Source organism: Bacillus sp. CH30_1T, assembly GCF_008364765.1.
Lineage (GTDB): Bacteria > Bacillota > Bacilli > Bacillales > Bacillaceae_B > Rossellomorea.
The window spans coordinates 229928-246721 of record NZ_VTUY01000007.1 but is presented as its reverse complement, the minus strand read 5'-3'; the positions used below and the strand labels follow the sequence as shown (position 1 = coordinate 246721).

Below are 16794 nucleotides of genomic sequence, written 5' to 3'. Positions count from 1 at the left end.
GGATGGAAGGAAAAAAGAAATTAATAAACCCGAAAAAAGGTCTTAATGGAGAACTGCATGTTCCCGGGGATAAATCGATCTCACACCGGGCTGTTATGTTTGGTTCAGTTGCGGAAGGGAAAACCGTTATACATAATTTTCTTATGGGAGAGGATTGTTTAAGCACAATCGAATGCTTCCGTAAGTTAGGTGTCGATATCCAAGTAAGAGATGGGGAAGTGATCGTTTCAGGTGGGGGCTGGAATCATTTAAAAGAACCACAGGATATACTCGATGTTGGTAATTCGGGTACCACTACTCGTCTTATTATGGGGATATTGGCAGGGAGACCTTTTCATTCAATCCTTATTGGAGATGACTCGATTGCTAAACGCCCAATGAAAAGAGTGACAGAACCATTAAAAATGTTCGGGACTAAAATAGACGGTCGTTCAGAAGGCAACTATACCCCTTTATCAATCCGCGGGGGCGGGCTCAAAGGAATTACATACAAGTTGCCTGTAGCGAGTGCACAGGTGAAGTCTGCTCTCTTGTTGGCAGGGCTCCAGGCAGAAGGTACAACTGAAATTCAAGAACCTGAAAAAACAAGAAACCATACAGAAAAAATGATTATCGAATTTGGTGGCCATATCGAAAGGCATGGAGATACTATCAAGGTAAAGGGCGGTCAGGCGTTAAAAGGAACTGAAGTCTATGTCCCCGGGGATATTTCCTCAGCAGCCTTCTTTATGGTAGCTGCTGCAATTGTGCCGAATAGTAGAGTGCTCCTGAAAAATGTCGGTCTTAATGAAACCCGTGTGGGGATAGTTGAAGTGATGAAGAAGATGGGGGCATCCATTGAAATAATGGAGAGTTCAAATAGTGGAGAGCCGATAGGGGACATCCTGGTTGAATCTTCAGATCTTACGGGAATAGAAATTGGTGGAGAACTGATCCCATCACTAATTGATGAAATACCTGTTATCGCCTTGTTAGCTTCCCAGGCAAAGGGAAAGACCTTAATTAAGGATGCAGAAGAGTTAAAGGTTAAGGAAACAAATCGTATCGATGCCATTGTACAGGAGCTTGGCAACCTTGGTGCTGATATTCAAGGAACTGAGGACGGCATGATCATTGAAGGGAAAACGCCATTACATGGCGGTGAGGTCCATTCCTGGGGGGATCATCGGATTGGAATGACTCTGGCTGTAGCTTCCTTAATAACAAATTCTGACGTCTACCTTGAAGGTGCGGATGCTGTGAACATTTCGTACCCAACTTTCTTTGAACATATAAACAAGCTGTTAAAAAAATAATGTATATGAATTCCTATTGGGAGGTGTTCGGACTATGAATCAGTCCAAACACCTCTCCTTTTATATGAATGCATAGCATGATTTCATCCCTTTTTTCATAGCTTGTCTATAAAGGAAGGTGATGGCGATTTGAGTACGTATATTATTGAAAATGCGAATTGGGCTAAAGATTCCATGATCACTCAAACTTCTTTACTTGTTAAAGACGATAAAATATCGGCCATAAGAGACAGGTTTTCTTATTATCGGTACATGAGGATGGATGTTTCATCTTTCATGATGACTCCCGGACATGTAATGTGTGACTTAGAAGTGCCTGAAATAACTGATTTTCTTTCAATAAAGAGTTATTACCTGGATGAATTTATCCACAAAGGTTGTACTACTGTCCTGACGGCATTCAATTTAGGGTATGAATACGAATTCTTAGCTAAGTTGAATGAACGCAAAACCTCCTTGTTAAATAGTCCTCTTGATTACACAATAGGGTTAAAAACATCCGCAAATCTAATTACCCCTACAGTCATTCGGTCATGTAAAAGACATAAAGTTCCCGTTGTCTGGATTGACATTGACGAATTAGAATCATTCAAGGAAATTCGCTGGGGGTGGATCAAAGAATGTTTATATGATTATCCTATTACTTTTGTCCCTTTTTTTACGACAAATATAGACAAAAAAACAAAATTAAAGCATCTTAAAATATGGCAAAATACGATGGAAAACGAGAAAATTCCTCATCTTTCAAATGAAATCCCGCAAAAAGAACCTATGAGATTAGAAGAACTGAAGAAAATTGGAATATATCCCCTTAGAGGAAATTTTTTGGTGGGTGGAGAAATAAGTTATAACCTCTATATGAATGTCGAAGGTGAGACGGGTGCTGAGCCCCTGGCATTTAAAATTGATCATCATGTGCTAAAATGTACAATGAATAAAGGAAAATGTTATTACTTAAATAATAGAGGCTATTATTATCCTGGTGCTGGTGAAGAACTAGTCATCCAAACACCGGGGTACTTTATTTAATGACTATTAGCTTTTTTATAGAAAGGGATTGACCATGTCATACGCTGAACAAATGTTATCTTCATTAGAAGAAGGGAAATTGGACGAAGCAAAAAAACAATATAAGCAAGCATTGAAGTTTGGAAGTCATGAAGAGAAATTCAGCCTGGCTGAAGAATTACACCATTTAGGGTTTCTAGAAGAAGCAAAAGAGTTGTATGAAAATCTGCTGGAATATTATCCAGGAGAGGGAGAACTCCTGATCGAGATCGCAGAAGTTCTCGTTGAGATGGATAATGAAGAAGAAGCGATAGACAAACTCGCAGAATTGGATGAAGAAGATCCGACCTATCCAAGAGCTTTGCTTCTTTTGGCAGATCTGTATCAAATGCAAGGTTTATTTGAAGTTAGTGAACAGAAGCTTTTACAAGCCAAGAAGTTATTGCCCGATGAGCCTGTCATTGATTTCGGACTGGGGGAATTATACTCTGAAACAGGCAGGTTCCTTGAAGCGATAAGGCATTATCATGCCCTTATTCAGAGAGGCACGACCGAGCTGGGGGGAACCAATGTTCATCAAAGGTTAGCCGAAGCTTATAGTGTAGGAGGAGCATTTGAAGAAGCATTGACACATTACGAAAAGGCTCTGGAAGATCACTTGGAAATCAATACACTGTTCGGATATGCTGTTACTGCATATCAGGCTGGATTCTATGAAAAAGCCATTGAAAAGCTTATTTCGGTTAAAGAGCTGGATCCGGAATATCATTCGGTGTATTTATTATTAGCGAGGTCCTATGAACACGAAGAAAAGCTGCAGGAAAGCCTGGAAACCATTCAAGAGGGCGTAAAACAGGATGAATACAACAAGGAGCTGAATTTGTTTGGTGGGAAAGTTTCCTTAAAGCTTGGGCTGGAAAAAGAGGCAGAGACATTTTTCAGGGAAGCCTTAGCCTTGGATCCAGGTTATGTTGAAGCAGCTTTAGTCATAAATAAATTGTTCTTTACGCAAGATCGATTTGATGATGTATTGGAGATCGCCCAGATGCTTACGGTTGAAGGGGAAGAAGAGCCGCAAATCAACTGGGATCTCGCAAAGGCCTATGAGGGGCTTGAACAATTTAATCATGCATTAAAACAATACCGTATTGCATATACTTACTTTAAGAATCATCAAGAGTTTTTACTAGAGTACGGACAATTTTTAGTAGAAGAAGGACTCAGAGGTGAAGCAGTAGAAGTATATAAGCACCTGATTGAAATGGATCCTTCAAATGATGAGTGGCAGGACTTGATTGAAAGATTACAAGACTAAACGACGTCGGTGGTACAAAGGGATTTGACTGGTGTGTAAACATGAGAACACCTTAGAGTTGCTAACGTTTTTAACTGTATTCAAAAGGAAAACGGACCTAAACTAAAAAGGATTCTGCAGAGGAGGGAAAACCATGACCACCCCTGTTTCTGTCAACGAGAAGAAAGAATTTATTCGCTGGTTTTTAAACCGATATCAATTAAAAAGAAGAGAATGTGTGTGGATACTGAATTACCTGATGAGTCATGACCAATTAATGAAAAAAGTTCATTTTGTTGAAGAATCTCAGTACTGTCCAAGAGGTCTTGTGATGTCCACGCATTGTGTTGAGGATGTGCCATTCCGATTCTATAAAGAGAACATCATGACAACTGATGCAGAGAAGTCATTTCACGATATTCGTTTAAATAAGGACGAAGATATTTATATTCAATTGAACTTCAGTAAGGCAAATTCAAGTTATCAATTTGCAGCAGTACTTGAAGAAAACCCGTTTATGCCGAAGTATCTATTGATTAATGAAAAAGACAGGATTGTTGCAGAACAATTCCTCAAAGACAGTTTGCAAACCTTTCAACGTGATCGATTACTAAAGGCAATTGATCAGGCTCTTGATACAGGTGATGAAAAATCCTTCAAGAAATTAACCCAAGAATTGAATAGCTTAAGCTAAAAGCTCGAATGAAGAGAAAGGTACATCTCTTCATTCGAGTTTTTTATTCACTTGCGGGGTCTCAACCACTGACTTTGCAAACTTCAAAAAAATATTTTTATCATAAGTGTTAATGTGAAAACAGGGACCGTTCCTTTTCGCTCCAGGCACTTGCTTTCCGCGGGGAGGAAGTCGAGCCTCCTCGACGTCTCGTCTGTGGGGTCTCGACCTTTCCTCTATTTCCCGCAGGAGTCAAATGCCTTCCGCTACAATCCACTCTGTGCTTCGATATTTTGTCTGCATATGCCAGATAGAAAAACACAAAAAACCATTCCGAATATTGAAAAATTCAAATTTGGAGTTGAGCATCTTCCGCTTCAATAAACTAAATAAGCATGAATTTTGATATTAGAAATTTATAATACACCAACCAATCTTTTAAAAGGATTTTGTCCCTTTTAAGCTCTGTAACGATAATTTCTTACAGATGGTGAGGGGAAGTGCGTAGACTCCTGCGGAAGTACGGTCGTGCCGAGACCCCGGAAGCGAAGCTGAGGAGGCTCGGCGGAACGTCCGCGGAAAGCGAAGCACTTCCCCTCACCATCCAGCACAAACTAATTCGCAGAGCCTAGGCATACCTTATTGCTTAAAGCAACAATCTTTTCGAAAAAGAGCCTCATTCTATAGGTTCAGATAAATAGGAAGAAGGTTTATGGAGCATACTATTATAAAAGTGAAATCGCTTTTAAACGAGTGTTATAAAGTGATATGATGGGAAGTGAAAAATGAAGAAGAAACGAGGGTTTTAAATGAATTGGAACGTAAAAGATATTGAAGTATTTGAATCTGAAAAAGAATACATAGATACGGCCGTCATTCCGATTGTTCCTATTGATTTTCTAAAGGATATCAAAGTGTCCGCAGCACAATCCGAATTCATCACGCTGCTAACCTTTCACCTTGAAAGGCAATTTAAGGGTAGGATGATCATGACACCTCCATTTACGTATACTATGTCTACTTCAAGAGAGAATGAGGTTTCAAGATTAACTCAGTGGGCGGGGGAATTAAGTGCCAGCGGAGTGAAACATACGTTCTTTCTTACATCGGACAGCGAATGGAAAAAGGTAGAGGGAAAGTTGCATGACCGCTTGATTTGGGTGCCTTCTGTACCACTTGAGCATCTAGATGAACAGTACAAACATTCCATCATGGAAGATCAAGTGAAGCAGCTCTTAAATGTGATTGTACAAAAATGGCAAAAAAATTCATAAAAACTTCACATTGTGTCCATCATTTAGATTAGAGAGTTATTGACCTTGTATAGAGTTTAATATATCATAGTTATGTCCTAGTTTTATATTTGTGCGAAATATGTCCGATGGACTTACCTTACGATAGAGGGGGGAAAAGGATGAGCAAACATCGTGTATCTAGACGTCAATTCCTTAACTATACACTTACGGGTGTAGGCGGTTTCATGGCGGCAGGAATGTTAATGCCGATGGTTCGATTTGCTGTAGATCCAGTATTAAAAACTTCAGCTGCTGGAGAATTTAAAGCGACAAAGCAAAAAGTTTCAGAGTTAACGAACGAACCAGTACGTGTCGATTTCTCTTATGAACAAAAAGATGCGTGGTACACATCAGAAGTAACACAAACTGCATGGGTTTATAAGAACAAAGAGGGGAATGTTGTTGCTCTTTCACCAGTATGTAAGCATCTTGGATGTACTGTAAACTGGGCGGGCGACAAAAGTAACCCAAACAAGTTCTATTGCCCTTGTCATGGTGGTTTGTATGAGAAAAACGGGAAAAATGTTCCTGGTACACCACCGACAGCACCGTTGGATGTATATCCAACAAAAGAAAAAGACGGTATTTTATACCTTGGACAACCTGAACCAAATAAATATGTTAAGTAAGGGGGCGTAATCTGTGCTGAACAAAATCTATGATTGGGTTGACGAGCGTTTGGACATTACGCCTTTGTGGCGCGATATTGCGGATCACGAAGTACCTGAACATGTAAACCCGGCGCATCACTTTTCAGCGTTTGTTTACTGCTTTGGTGGTTTAACATTCTTCGTTACCGTAATTCAAATTTTATCTGGAATGTTCCTGACAATGTACTATGTTCCAGATATTAAAAACGCTTGGGAATCTGTGTATTACCTGCAAAATGAAGTTGCATTTGGACAAATTGTCCGTGGAATGCATCACTGGGGAGCTAGTTTGGTTATCGTAATGATGTTCTTACATACACTACGTGTCTTCTTCCAAGGTGCATACAAAAAACCTCGTGAATTGAACTGGGTTGTTGGAGTACTTATTTTCTTCGTAATGTTAGGACTTGGTTTCACTGGTTACTTATTACCGTGGGATATGAAAGCGCTATTCGCTACGAAGGTTGGTATTGAAATCGCAGCTGCTACACCATTTATCGGTGAGCAAGTGAAGATCTTACTCGCAGGAGATTCTTCTATCATTGGTGCACAAACACTAACGAGATTCTTCGCTATTCATGTATTCTTCCTGCCTGCAGCATTGCTTGGACTAATGGGAGCTCACTTCCTGATGATCCGTAAGCAAGGTATTTCAGGACCACTATAAGATACGAACATAAATTAATAAACCTTAAATTAGAAGGAGGGGGACGCTATGCATCGAGGAAAAGGGATGAAGTTTGTAGGGGACTCACGTGTACCTGCAGACAGAAAGCCGAATATTCCTAAAGATTATTCGGAGTTCCCTGGAAAAACAGAGGCTTTCTGGCCAAACTTCTTACTAAAAGAATGGTTAGTTGGAGCTGTTTTCCTAATCGGTTATCTATGTTTAACGGTTGCTCATCCATCACCGTTAGAGCGTGTTGCCGATCCAACAGATACTGGATATATTCCATTACCTGACTGGTATTTCTTATTCTTATACCAATTACTTAAATACACATATGCATCTGGACCTTATAATGTTATTGGAGCATTCATTATTCCTGGAATCGCATTTGGAGCGCTTTTACTTGCTCCATTTATCGACGTAGGACCTGAACGTCGCCCAACGAAACGTCCATTTGCAGTAGGATTCATGTTATTGGCACTTGCAGCAACATATTTCTTGACTTGGGAATCAGTTGTGACTCATGATTGGGAAGCAGCGAAGGAACAAGGTAAGATTCAGGCTGAAGTGGATTTCGATAAAGAATCTGAAGGGTATAAAATCTATGCAGACCAGAAAAACGGTTGTATTAACTGTCATGGTGAAAATCTGCAAGGTGGAGCAGGACCTTCTTTAGTTGCAACTGGCCTCTCACCTGAAGAAGTAGCGGATATTGCTAAAAACGGTAAACCACCAGGTATGCCTGCAGGTTTATTTAAAGGATCAGACGAAGAGCTGGACAAACTGGCTGAATTCATCTCTGGTTTAAAAGAATAAATAGTGAAAAAGGGCCGGCTTACGTTGGCTCTTTTTTTCTACTTGAAAGAGAGGATTAAATAAATGCTCTGGATCATGTCCATCTTGAAGAACAAAATGTTTGTATGGTTGCTTCTCATTGTGAATGTGTTTGGCACTATATACGGTTATATATGGTATATCTCTCAACTACGAAATACTCCCTCGCAATTTTTAGTGTTTGTTCCCGACAGCCCGACAGCCAGTCTGTTTTTTTGTTTCGTTCTTATAGCATTTTTACTGAATCGCAATTGGCCATTATTTGAAGTGTTAGCCATTATCACACTGTTTAAATATGGGATATGGGCCGTGGTAATGAATTTGTTAACACTGTGGGTTTCCGGAGATTTACCTTGGGAGGGCTATATGCTCATGGTGTCACATGGAGCAATGGCTATACAAGGAATATTGTATTCTTCCTTTTACCGGGTGAGGATTTGGCACATTATAGCCGGTGCCGTATGGACTGTACATAATGACATCATCGATTACGTATATATGCAGTTTCCCGTTTACTCAAGTTTGTATATGTACATACAACATATTGGATACTTCACTTTTTGGTTAAGTATTGTCTCGATCGCTATCGCTTATATCTTCACACAAAAAACGAAACGCTTAGATATTCAACTTATGCCATAGTCTTTTTTTGGTCTACTCTTGTCCACCCTTTCATAAACTTTACTAGTAGTTTTAGGGGGGACAAGTATGAAATTTATCCAATTCTTTATCGCGCTTTTCTTTTTTCTCATTTTAATACCTCACCCATTAAATGCAGTAGAGTCGACGTCTCCGATGAACGAGCTTGATGAAGTTGCAGACCAGGCCTTGCAAATGACAAAGGCTGGAAGATATGAAGAAGCGAAACATCTACTGGTTTATTTCTCTGATGAATTTGCGTCTTTAAGCGCACAACGTTCTTTTTCAATGGATGAGCTTAGAATTCTTACGATCTCACATAATTTGGCAGTGGAGAGTATCAATCAGACCTCTGCTGACATGGAACAGAAGGTGAACGCCGTTACAAAGTTCCGCCTTGTGATGGATGCTTTAAGCAGTCAATATCAGCCTTTGTGGGTCGAAATGGAAGACCCGATAATGGAAGCATTTAATGGGGTGAAGTCGGCAGCTGAAAATGGAAATGCAGATGAATACCATACCACATTGAATGTGTTTTTATCGAAATATAATATTATCCAACCAAGTATTAAATTAGATATTTCGGTAGAACGTGCTCAAGCGCTGGACGCAAGGATTTCTTACTTGGATCATTACCGGCAAGACGTGTTGGAAAGTACGGAAACCATGACCGAATTAACATCCTTGGAAACCGACCTTGAGAAGCTGTTTGAGAATAAACAAGAGGATGAAGCAGATCCTTCCCTCTGGTGGGTGATCATTTCAACCGGTAGTATCATTGTTTCTACATTATCTTATGTAGGTTGGAGAAAATATAAAGGACAAGGTGAGGCAAAAAAGTCAGAGCGTCAAAAAAATTGACAGAATCTTTATAGCACTATAAAATTTAAGTATCTAAACATCTGGAGGTTATTGCGATAATGGCAGGATTTTTAATTTACTTTTTACTCATTGCTCTTATTCCAATCGGAGCTCAAATGCGTGTGAAGAGTACGTTTAAGAAATATTCAAGAGTGGCCACCACTTCAGGTATGACTGGAAGGGAAATGGCTAGAAGGATTCTCGATGACAATGGATTACACAACGTGAAGGTCGTGGAAGGCAGAGGGTTTTTGAGTGACCACTACAACCCGATTACAAAAACGGTTGCATTGTCACCTGATAACTATCACGGACATTCTGTAGCGGGAGCAGCTGTGGCGGCCCATGAAGTCGGGCATGCGATTCAAGATGCTGAAAGCTATGCATTTCTACGATTCCGTCATGCGTTGGTTCCAGTTGCGAACATAGGCTCCAATATGTCCTGGATCTTCTTGCTGATCGGAATGTTCACTCAAATGACTGGAATGTTCCTGCTTGGAATCATTCTGATGGCAGCGGGGGTTGTGTTCCAATTAATCACCCTTCCTGTAGAATTCAATGCTTCTTCCCGGGCGATGAACCAGATCGTTTCACTTGGTCTGATTCGGAATGAAGAAGAACGACATGCACGGAAAGTGTTGAACGCCGCGGCAATGACATATGTAGCTGCTGCTGCAGTTGCGGTTATTGAATTACTTAGACTTGTATTAATCTTTACTGGGATGAATGGTGACGATTGATTCTAAATAAAGAAGAAGCTGGACTCTAGTTATGAGCCCAGCTTCTTTTTGTATATGGTAGATCCATGTTAGTCATGTAAAGGGTTCTTGTCTGCGTCTAATGTAAATCCTTCGCCAAGTACGTCATGTACGACGGTGACGGAGACGAATGCATGTGGATCGACGCTTGTGATGATATTTTTCAACCGTACGATTTCATTTTTCCCGACCACACAGTAGAGCACTTCCCTGTTTTGTTTCGTGAACGAACCATGTCCTCTTAGCACGGTTACCCCCCGGTCCATTTTTTCATTAATGACACTCGCTATTTCTTCATGGCTGTCGGAAATAATCATAGCTCCTCTGGCTGAGTATGCCCCTTCCTGCATAAAGTCAATGACCCTTGCCGCAACGAATACAGCTACCAGTGTATACATGGCTTCCCTGTATTCGAGGTACGTGATGAGTGACGCTCCAATGACGACGGCGTCAAACATAAACATCGTTTTCCCCATGCTCCATCCTATGTACTTATGGGCGAGTCGAGCGATGATATCAACGCCGCCCGTCGTACCGCCATATCTGAAAATAATCCCCAGTCCAACCCCGATAAAAACCCCTGCAAATAATGCTGCAAGAAACAGATCGCCTTCCAGGTTGATGGTCATTTGATATCTTTGGAAAATCCATAGAAATACAGAGAGGCTGACGGTTCCGAGTACAGTATAGTAGAAAGCTTTCTTTCCGAGAAGCTTCCATCCTAAGAAAAATAGGGGGATATTTAAGGCCAGGTTGGAGTAAGACGGATCAATGTCAAATAAAAAATAAAGGATAAGTGTTATTCCGGTAAATCCGCCTTCAGCCAATTTATTTTGGATATTAAAATGGACAAGACCAAATGCGAAGATAGCTGACCCCAACAGGATGAATAATATATTTTTTAAGCGTAATCCCAACATATGTGTTTCCCTCCTTCAATTCGTATTATCTCGTTGACAGAGACATTATATAAGAAGAAAAACGAACTGGCAATGAAGAGTTAATAAATCAAACGTAATATTTGTCAAACGGGAAGGATTTAGCTAACATGATAGGAGATACTGAAGGAGTGTGGCTTCTTATGGATAATAAAAAAACGATGGATCAATTACAAAAAGAAGTAGATCAATACATAAGTCAATTTAAAGAAGGATATTTCAGTCCATTGGCAATGGTTGCGAGGCTCACGGAGGAACTAGGTGAACTGGCGAGAGAAGTAAATCATTATTATGGAGAAAAACCAAAGAAGAATTCAGAGGAAGAAAAGACGATTGAGGAGGAACTCGGGGATTTATTGTTTGTGGTCATCTGTCTGGCGAACTCCCTGGATATCAGCCTGGAAGAGGCCCACGATCGTGTGATGGATAAATTTAATACAAGAGATAAAGATCGCTGGACAAGAATTGAAAGTAGGGATGAAGATGGAACAAATTAACGTCACTATTGCTGGACCAAGAGGAAGAATGGGGAAAGAAGCGGTTCAGTTAGTAAAGGATATTGAACATTTTACGCTTATTAGTGTGATTGATTACAAGAAAGAAATAGATATAGATGTACCGGTGTACGCGGATATTGAATCATGCTTTCAAGATCAAGCCCCAGATGTGCTTATTGATTTAACAACTCCAGAAGTAGGTTATCACCATACGAAAACGGCCCTGGAATACGGTGTTAGACCAGTTGTGGGCACGACAGGTTTCTCTACAGATGAATTAAATGAACTTAAGACCCTTGCAGAATCAAAGTCGCTGGGATGTATAATTGCCCCCAATTTTGCTATTGGAGCAGTGCTTATGATGAAATTTTCCCAGATGGCAGCTAAGTATTTCAATGATGTGGAAATCATTGAATTACATCACGATCAAAAACTGGATGCACCTTCAGGGACTGCCGTTAAGACAGCCGAAATGATCAGGGAAGTGAGAGAATCGAAGCAGCAGGGGCACCCTGATGAAAAGGAAACGCATTCTGGTGCAAGAGGGGCGAATGTTGATGGCATACATATCCATAGTGTCCGCCTGCCGGGATTAATTGCTCATCAACAAGTGATGTTAGGAGCGGAGGGTCAGACATTAACGATCCGTCATGACTCTTTTAACCGGGGAAGCTTCATGTCAGGAGTGAAAGTTTCCGTTGATACGGTCATGAAGCTGGATACACTTGTGTACGGGCTGGAAAATATTCTAGATTAAAGGGTGAGTGTTATGAATATCGCATTAATAGCTCATGATAAGAAAAAAGACGATCTTATTCGTTTCGTATTGGCATATAAGTCAATAATTGAAGAACACGCTCTTTTCGCCACTGGAACAACGGGAAAGAGAATCGTGGAAGAAACGGGATTATCTGTCCATCGATTCCGTTCAGGTCCACTGGGGGGAGACCAGGAGATAGGTTCTTATATTGCCAATAATAATATGGATCTTGTCCTGTTTTTTAGAGACCCTTTAACAGCTCAGCCACATGAACCTGATGTATCTGCATTAATCAGACTATGTGATGTGTATCAAGTTCCATTAGCTACCAATATGGGAACAGCAGAAGTATTGGTGAAAGGGCTCGAAAGAGGAGATATCGAGTGGAGAAGTGTGGTAAAGGATAAGGAGGAGTAAAGTGGATCAACAAATAGACATCCTCGCATTTGGAGCCCATGCCGATGACGTGGAGATCGGCATGGGCGGTACCCTTGCAAAATATGCGGCTAAAGGAAAGAAGATTGTAATTTGTGATCTCACAGAAGCCGAGCTTTCTTCAAATGGAACCGTTTCTTTGCGTAAAGAAGAAGCAAGGTCAGCTGCACAAATATTGGGTGCCGACAAGAGAGAGACCTTGGATGTTCCGGATAGAGGAATTTACATAACAGATGAAAACATTCAAAAAGTGGTTAACGTGATCAGAATGTACAAGCCCAAAGTGATATTCGCTCCCTACGAACAGGATCGTCATCCTGATCATGGTAATGCTTCACGATTGATCAAAGAAGCTTTTTTTTCAGCTGGAATTCGAAAATTCCATCCCGCAACTCCGGCACATAAAGCGGATAATCTGTATTTTTATATAATCAACGGCTTTCACAAACCTCAATTTGTAGTGAATGTTGAGGCCTATATGCATACGAAGATTCGAAGCTTAGAGGCATATACGAGCCAGTTCACCCAAGGGTCTGAAGGAGTGTCGACTCCTTTAACGGAAGGATACATAGAAGCGGTTGAAGCAAGGGAGCGAATGATGGGGAAAGAAGCGGGCCTACGTTATGCAGAAGGATTCTTTTCCTATAACACTCTAATATTGCATCAAGATTTGTTAGGAGATTAATGGTATGAAAATGAAAATAGGTATTACCTGCTACCCGACTGTTGGGGGGTCTGGAGTAGTAGCTACAGAACTGGGGAAATTATTAGCAGAGAGAGGCCATGAAATTCACTTTATTACCTCGAGTATTCCATTTCGGTTAAATAAAATGTATCACAACATCTATTTTCATCAAGTGGAAGTGAGTCAATATTCAGTGTTTCAATACCCGCCTTACGATATAGCACTGGCGAATAAGATGGCAGAAATTACAGAGCGTGAGAACCTGGACATCCTTCATGTACATTATGCTATTCCGCATGCAGTCTGTGCCATTTTGGGTAAACAAATGTCTGGTAAAGATGTAAAGATTGTCACCACCTTGCACGGCACAGATATTACCGTACTAGGTTATGATCCTTCTTTAACAGGAGCGATTCGATTCGGGATCGAAAAGTCAGACGTGGTGACCGCGGTTTCTTCCGCATTAGTGAAACAAACCAATGACTTGATACAGCCGGATAAGGACATTCATACGGTCTATAATTTCATAGACGAAAGAGTTTACAAATCAGTAGATTCTCAGCATCTTAGAAATGAATATGGAATTAAGGATAATGAAAAAGTCATTATTCATGTTTCCAACTTTCGTGGGGTGAAAAGAGTAACAGATGTTGTAGCTGCATTCAACCTTATACAAAACGAGATCCCGGCAAAGCTCCTTCTTGTCGGGGACGGACCTGAAATGACGGTGATATGCAGGCAGGTGGGAGAACTCGGATTAGAAGATAAAGTATTGTTCCTTGGAAAACAGGATAACTTGGAGGAGCTTTATTCGCTTAGTGACATTAAACTGCTACTTTCAGAAAAAGAAAGTTTCGGTTTAGTTGCCCTGGAGGCTATGGCTTGCGGCGTGCCGAGCATCGGTACAAATGTAGGGGGCATTCCTGAAGTCATTGAGGATGGATACAACGGCTTTGTTTGTGAAGTCGGGAACGTGGCTCAAGTTGCAGAAAAGTCTCTGTTATTGCTTAAAGATGAAGCACTTCACAAAGAGCTTTCGGAACAAGCACTACAAACGGCCCGAACAAAGTTTCACTCCAGCAAAATTGTAGAAGAGTATGAACGGATCTACAAAGAGCTTCTATCATGATACAGCCGGAAGGTAAAGATCCGAGTAAAGCAGGTGTTAAAAGTGTTACCGAGTATATTCCAACAAGCAGTACCAGTTTTAAAAAAGATTGAAAGGGCTGGATTTTTTGCCTATTTCGTTGGTGGATCTGTCAGGGATCACTTCCTAAGCCGTCCGATTAATGACGTAGATATCGCAACGTCAGCCTATCCACAAGAACTAAAGGAGATATTTCCGAAAACAATTGATGTAGGCATAGAACACGGGACTATACTCGTCATAGATGAGGGAAGAGAATATGAAATCACTACATTCAGGACTGAAACTGGATATGCGGACTTTAGGAGGCCGGATAAGGTTGAATTCATCCGTTCCTTAGAAGGGGATCTGGAGCGCCGTGACTTTACGATGAATAGTATGGCCATGGATGCTAATGGGAAAGTATATGATCCCTTTAAGGGCATGGATGACATACATAATAGAGTGATCCGGACAGTTGGATCACCGGACTTGCGGTTTAATGAGGACGCTCTTCGTATGATGAGGGGCGTGCGCTTTGTAAGTCAATTAGGCTTCAAGGTCGATCCTGATACATTGAATGCGTTAGAAGAGCACTCAAGGCTTCTTGAGTATATAGCTGTAGAAAGAAAAACGATGGAGTTCGAGAAAATTTTAGGAGGTAAATGGAAACGAGAGGCACTTGCCCTTCTGGTCCGTACCAAACTATATAGTGAACTTCCTCATTTGAATCAACAGAAAAAAGCTCTTCAAGATGTAGCGAATCTTATTCGATTAGAAAATATTAATAAAGACCAAACATGGTTACTTCTATTAGCATATATCGGGAAAATTGATACCGAGGAGTTTCTAAAAGGCTGGAGGTTACCGACGAAAACGATACGGGAACGTTCGAAGGAGCTTGGAATCTTAAAGGAAAGAAGGAAGTCCGGATGGTCTAAATCCTTGCTTTATCGTGCCGGCCTGGAAGCAGCCATAAATGTTGAGAAAGTCCATGAATGCATAGAATCCAAATCGGTTTCTTCTGTAGAAACCGTGAAGGAAGAATATTCTTCTTTAGCGATTACCTCGAGACAACAACTGGATGTAACAGGAAATGACTTAATGACATGGGCGAACAAAAAGGGAGGTCCATGGATGAAGGAACTTTTGGCTGAAATTGAATCCGCGATTGTAACCAATACAATCAATAATGATAAAGAAACGATAAGGAGGTGGCTACAGACATGCAATCGACTATAAAGAAGAAACTGCTTCACGCTTTATCTGAATCGAATCAGGAATTTTTATCCGGACAAGCACTGGCTGATATAGCAGGCTGTTCAAGAACGGCTATTTGGAAGCATATTGAAGAACTTCGTAAAGAAGGTTTTGTGTTAGAAGCCGTAAGAAAAAAAGGATATCGAGTTATTGAAACCCCTGATAGTGTGACAGAAAGTAAGATCCGCTTAGGGTTACAAACGAAATCGTTAGGCAGAGTGATCCACTATGAAGAGTCGGTTCAAAGTACACAGCGCATCGCTCATGTGCTTGCCGGCGACGGCGCATCAGAAGGTACGTTGGTCATTGCTGATGAACAAACTGCCGGAAGAGGCAGGTTAATGAGAGAGTGGCACTCATCAAAAGGAACGGGAATTTGGATGAGTCTGATCTTAAAGCCCCTTCTTCCACCCCAAAAGGCCCCACAGTTTACACTCATTACTGCAGTTGCCGTCGTTCAAGCGATCGAGGAAGTAACCGACCTTCATCCGCAGATCAAATGGCCGAATGATATTCTTATTGACGGTAAGAAAGTGACGGGGATTTTGACGGAGCTGCAAGCTGAATCTGATAAAATAAATTCCATAATTATCGGGATCGGCATGAATGTAAATCATACGAATGAACACTTTCCTGATGAACTTCAGAAGATTGCGACCTCACTGGCCATAGAACAAGGAGAACCTTTATCAAGATCAGAAATTGTTCAAAAGGTGTTAGAACGAATAGAAGCCCTATATTCTATGTATATGAAGGAAGGTTTTACCCCGGTCAAGCTGTTATGGGAGAGTTATGCAATCAGTATCGGTAAGAAAATCCGTGCCCGTACCATCAATGGAACGATTGAAGGAAGGGCACTCGGAATAACCGATGAAGGCGTTCTGAAGATCGAAGACTCAGCAGGGACCATTCATCAGATTTATTCGGCAGATATTGAAGTGAATATTTAGGTGAAACTGGGATGGGGCTGTTCGATTGCTTCCATCCCGGTTTTTTTATGGTATAATCTCATTGGGCAGTATCCTTGGAACTGCACCCCTATAAGTTCAGCTTTTAAAACTTTAATACAATTTCTGCCTTGATCCATTGTGGACTGGGACAGAGGGTCGAAACAAT

Annotated in this window: 19 protein-coding genes; 18 read left to right on the top strand and 1 reads right to left on the bottom strand. The window is 40.9% G+C overall.

The genetic code is table 11. The features are described from left to right. Positions 1-2 precede the first annotated feature (2 nt). From aroA to F0342_RS16230, 11 genes are all read left to right on the top strand, one after another. Entirely contained in the window at positions 3-1295 is a 1293-nt protein-coding gene (aroA, locus tag F0342_RS16280; RefSeq protein ID WP_149156924.1) for a 3-phosphoshikimate 1-carboxyvinyltransferase, read from the top strand. 252 nt (positions 1296-1547) lie between these two features. Further along, positions 1548-2324, top strand: a complete 777-nt coding sequence (locus F0342_RS16275; protein WP_223145724.1) for a hypothetical protein — start codon at positions 1548-1550, stop codon at positions 2322-2324. A 52-nt stretch (positions 2325-2376) separates the two neighbouring features. Next, positions 2377-3618 (top strand): tetratricopeptide repeat protein, encoded by a 1242-nt coding sequence (locus tag F0342_RS16270; RefSeq protein WP_262481775.1) that lies wholly within the window; start codon positions 2377-2379, stop codon positions 3616-3618. A 133-nt stretch (positions 3619-3751) separates the two neighbouring features. Then, entirely contained in the window at positions 3752-4291 is a 540-nt protein-coding gene (locus tag F0342_RS16265) for a ReoY family proteolytic degradation factor (RefSeq protein ID WP_149156921.1), read from the top strand. 788 nt (positions 4292-5079) lie between these two features. Beyond that, positions 5080-5544, top strand: a complete 465-nt coding sequence (locus tag F0342_RS16260) for a YpiF family protein (RefSeq protein WP_149156920.1) — start codon at positions 5080-5082, stop codon at positions 5542-5544. A 140-nt stretch (positions 5545-5684) separates the two neighbouring features. Then, positions 5685-6194: a QcrA and Rieske domain-containing protein gene (locus F0342_RS16255; protein WP_044336348.1), complete on the top strand. Its 510-nt coding sequence runs from the start codon at positions 5685-5687 to the stop codon at positions 6192-6194. 13 nt (positions 6195-6207) lie between these two features. Then, complete coding sequence (gene qcrB / locus F0342_RS16250) at positions 6208-6882, top strand: menaquinol-cytochrome c reductase cytochrome b subunit (protein WP_044336350.1); 675 nt, start codon at positions 6208-6210, stop codon at positions 6880-6882. Between the two features lie 48 nt (positions 6883-6930). Next, positions 6931-7701 carry a menaquinol-cytochrome c reductase cytochrome b/c subunit gene (locus tag F0342_RS16245; protein ID WP_149156919.1) on the top strand — a complete coding sequence of 257 codons (771 nt, stop codon included), beginning with the start codon at positions 6931-6933 and terminating at the stop codon, positions 7699-7701. Between the two features lie 63 nt (positions 7702-7764). Continuing rightward, positions 7765-8361 (top strand): lipoprotein heptaprenylglyceryl N-acetyltransferase LhaT, encoded by a 597-nt coding sequence (gene lhaT, locus F0342_RS16240; protein ID WP_149156918.1) that lies wholly within the window; start codon positions 7765-7767, stop codon positions 8359-8361. 66 nt (positions 8362-8427) lie between these two features. Continuing rightward, a complete protein-coding gene (ypjB, locus tag F0342_RS16235; protein WP_149156917.1) occupies positions 8428-9219 on the top strand; it encodes a sporulation protein YpjB in 792 nt (263 codons plus the stop codon). 59 nt (positions 9220-9278) lie between these two features. Further along, positions 9279-9959 (top strand): zinc metallopeptidase, encoded by a 681-nt coding sequence (locus tag F0342_RS16230; RefSeq protein WP_113970695.1) that lies wholly within the window; start codon positions 9279-9281, stop codon positions 9957-9959. Between the two features lie 68 nt (positions 9960-10027). Here F0342_RS16230 and F0342_RS16225 read toward each other — a convergent pair whose 3' ends face one another. Continuing rightward, a complete protein-coding gene (locus F0342_RS16225; RefSeq protein WP_149156916.1) occupies positions 10028-10897 on the bottom strand; it encodes a YitT family protein in 870 nt (289 codons plus the stop codon). Between the two features lie 161 nt (positions 10898-11058). Between F0342_RS16225 and F0342_RS16220 the strand changes: the two genes are divergently transcribed. The 7 genes from F0342_RS16220 to F0342_RS16190 are packed head-to-tail and all read left to right on the top strand — an operon-like array spanning position 11059 to position 16628. Then, the gene (locus tag F0342_RS16220) at positions 11059-11412 is read left to right on the top strand and encodes a nucleotide pyrophosphohydrolase (protein WP_149156915.1); all 354 of its coding nucleotides are present in this window, start codon (positions 11059-11061) and stop codon (positions 11410-11412) included. After that, a complete protein-coding gene (dapB, locus tag F0342_RS16215; protein WP_149156914.1) occupies positions 11399-12169 on the top strand; it encodes a 4-hydroxy-tetrahydrodipicolinate reductase in 771 nt (256 codons plus the stop codon). Before F0342_RS16220 ends, dapB begins: the two co-directional genes overlap by 14 nt. Positions 12170-12181: 12 nt before the next feature. Beyond that, a complete protein-coding gene (mgsA, locus tag F0342_RS16210) occupies positions 12182-12589 on the top strand; it encodes a methylglyoxal synthase (RefSeq protein WP_149156913.1) in 408 nt (135 codons plus the stop codon). A gap of 1 nt (position 12590) precedes the next feature. Continuing rightward, the gene (gene bshB1, locus F0342_RS16205; protein WP_188048582.1) at positions 12591-13292 is read left to right on the top strand and encodes a bacillithiol biosynthesis deacetylase BshB1; all 702 of its coding nucleotides are present in this window, start codon (positions 12591-12593) and stop codon (positions 13290-13292) included. 4 nt (positions 13293-13296) lie between these two features. Beyond that, positions 13297-14421 (top strand): N-acetyl-alpha-D-glucosaminyl L-malate synthase BshA, encoded by a 1125-nt coding sequence (bshA, locus tag F0342_RS16200; RefSeq protein WP_149156912.1) that lies wholly within the window; start codon positions 13297-13299, stop codon positions 14419-14421. Between the two features lie 33 nt (positions 14422-14454). Continuing rightward, the gene (locus tag F0342_RS16195; RefSeq protein ID WP_262481774.1) at positions 14455-15660 is read left to right on the top strand and encodes a CCA tRNA nucleotidyltransferase; all 1206 of its coding nucleotides are present in this window, start codon (positions 14455-14457) and stop codon (positions 15658-15660) included. Then, the gene (locus F0342_RS16190) at positions 15645-16628 is read left to right on the top strand and encodes a biotin--[acetyl-CoA-carboxylase] ligase (protein ID WP_149156910.1); all 984 of its coding nucleotides are present in this window, start codon (positions 15645-15647) and stop codon (positions 16626-16628) included. Before F0342_RS16195 ends, F0342_RS16190 begins: the two co-directional genes overlap by 16 nt. The last annotated feature ends 166 nt before the right edge of the window (positions 16629-16794 follow it).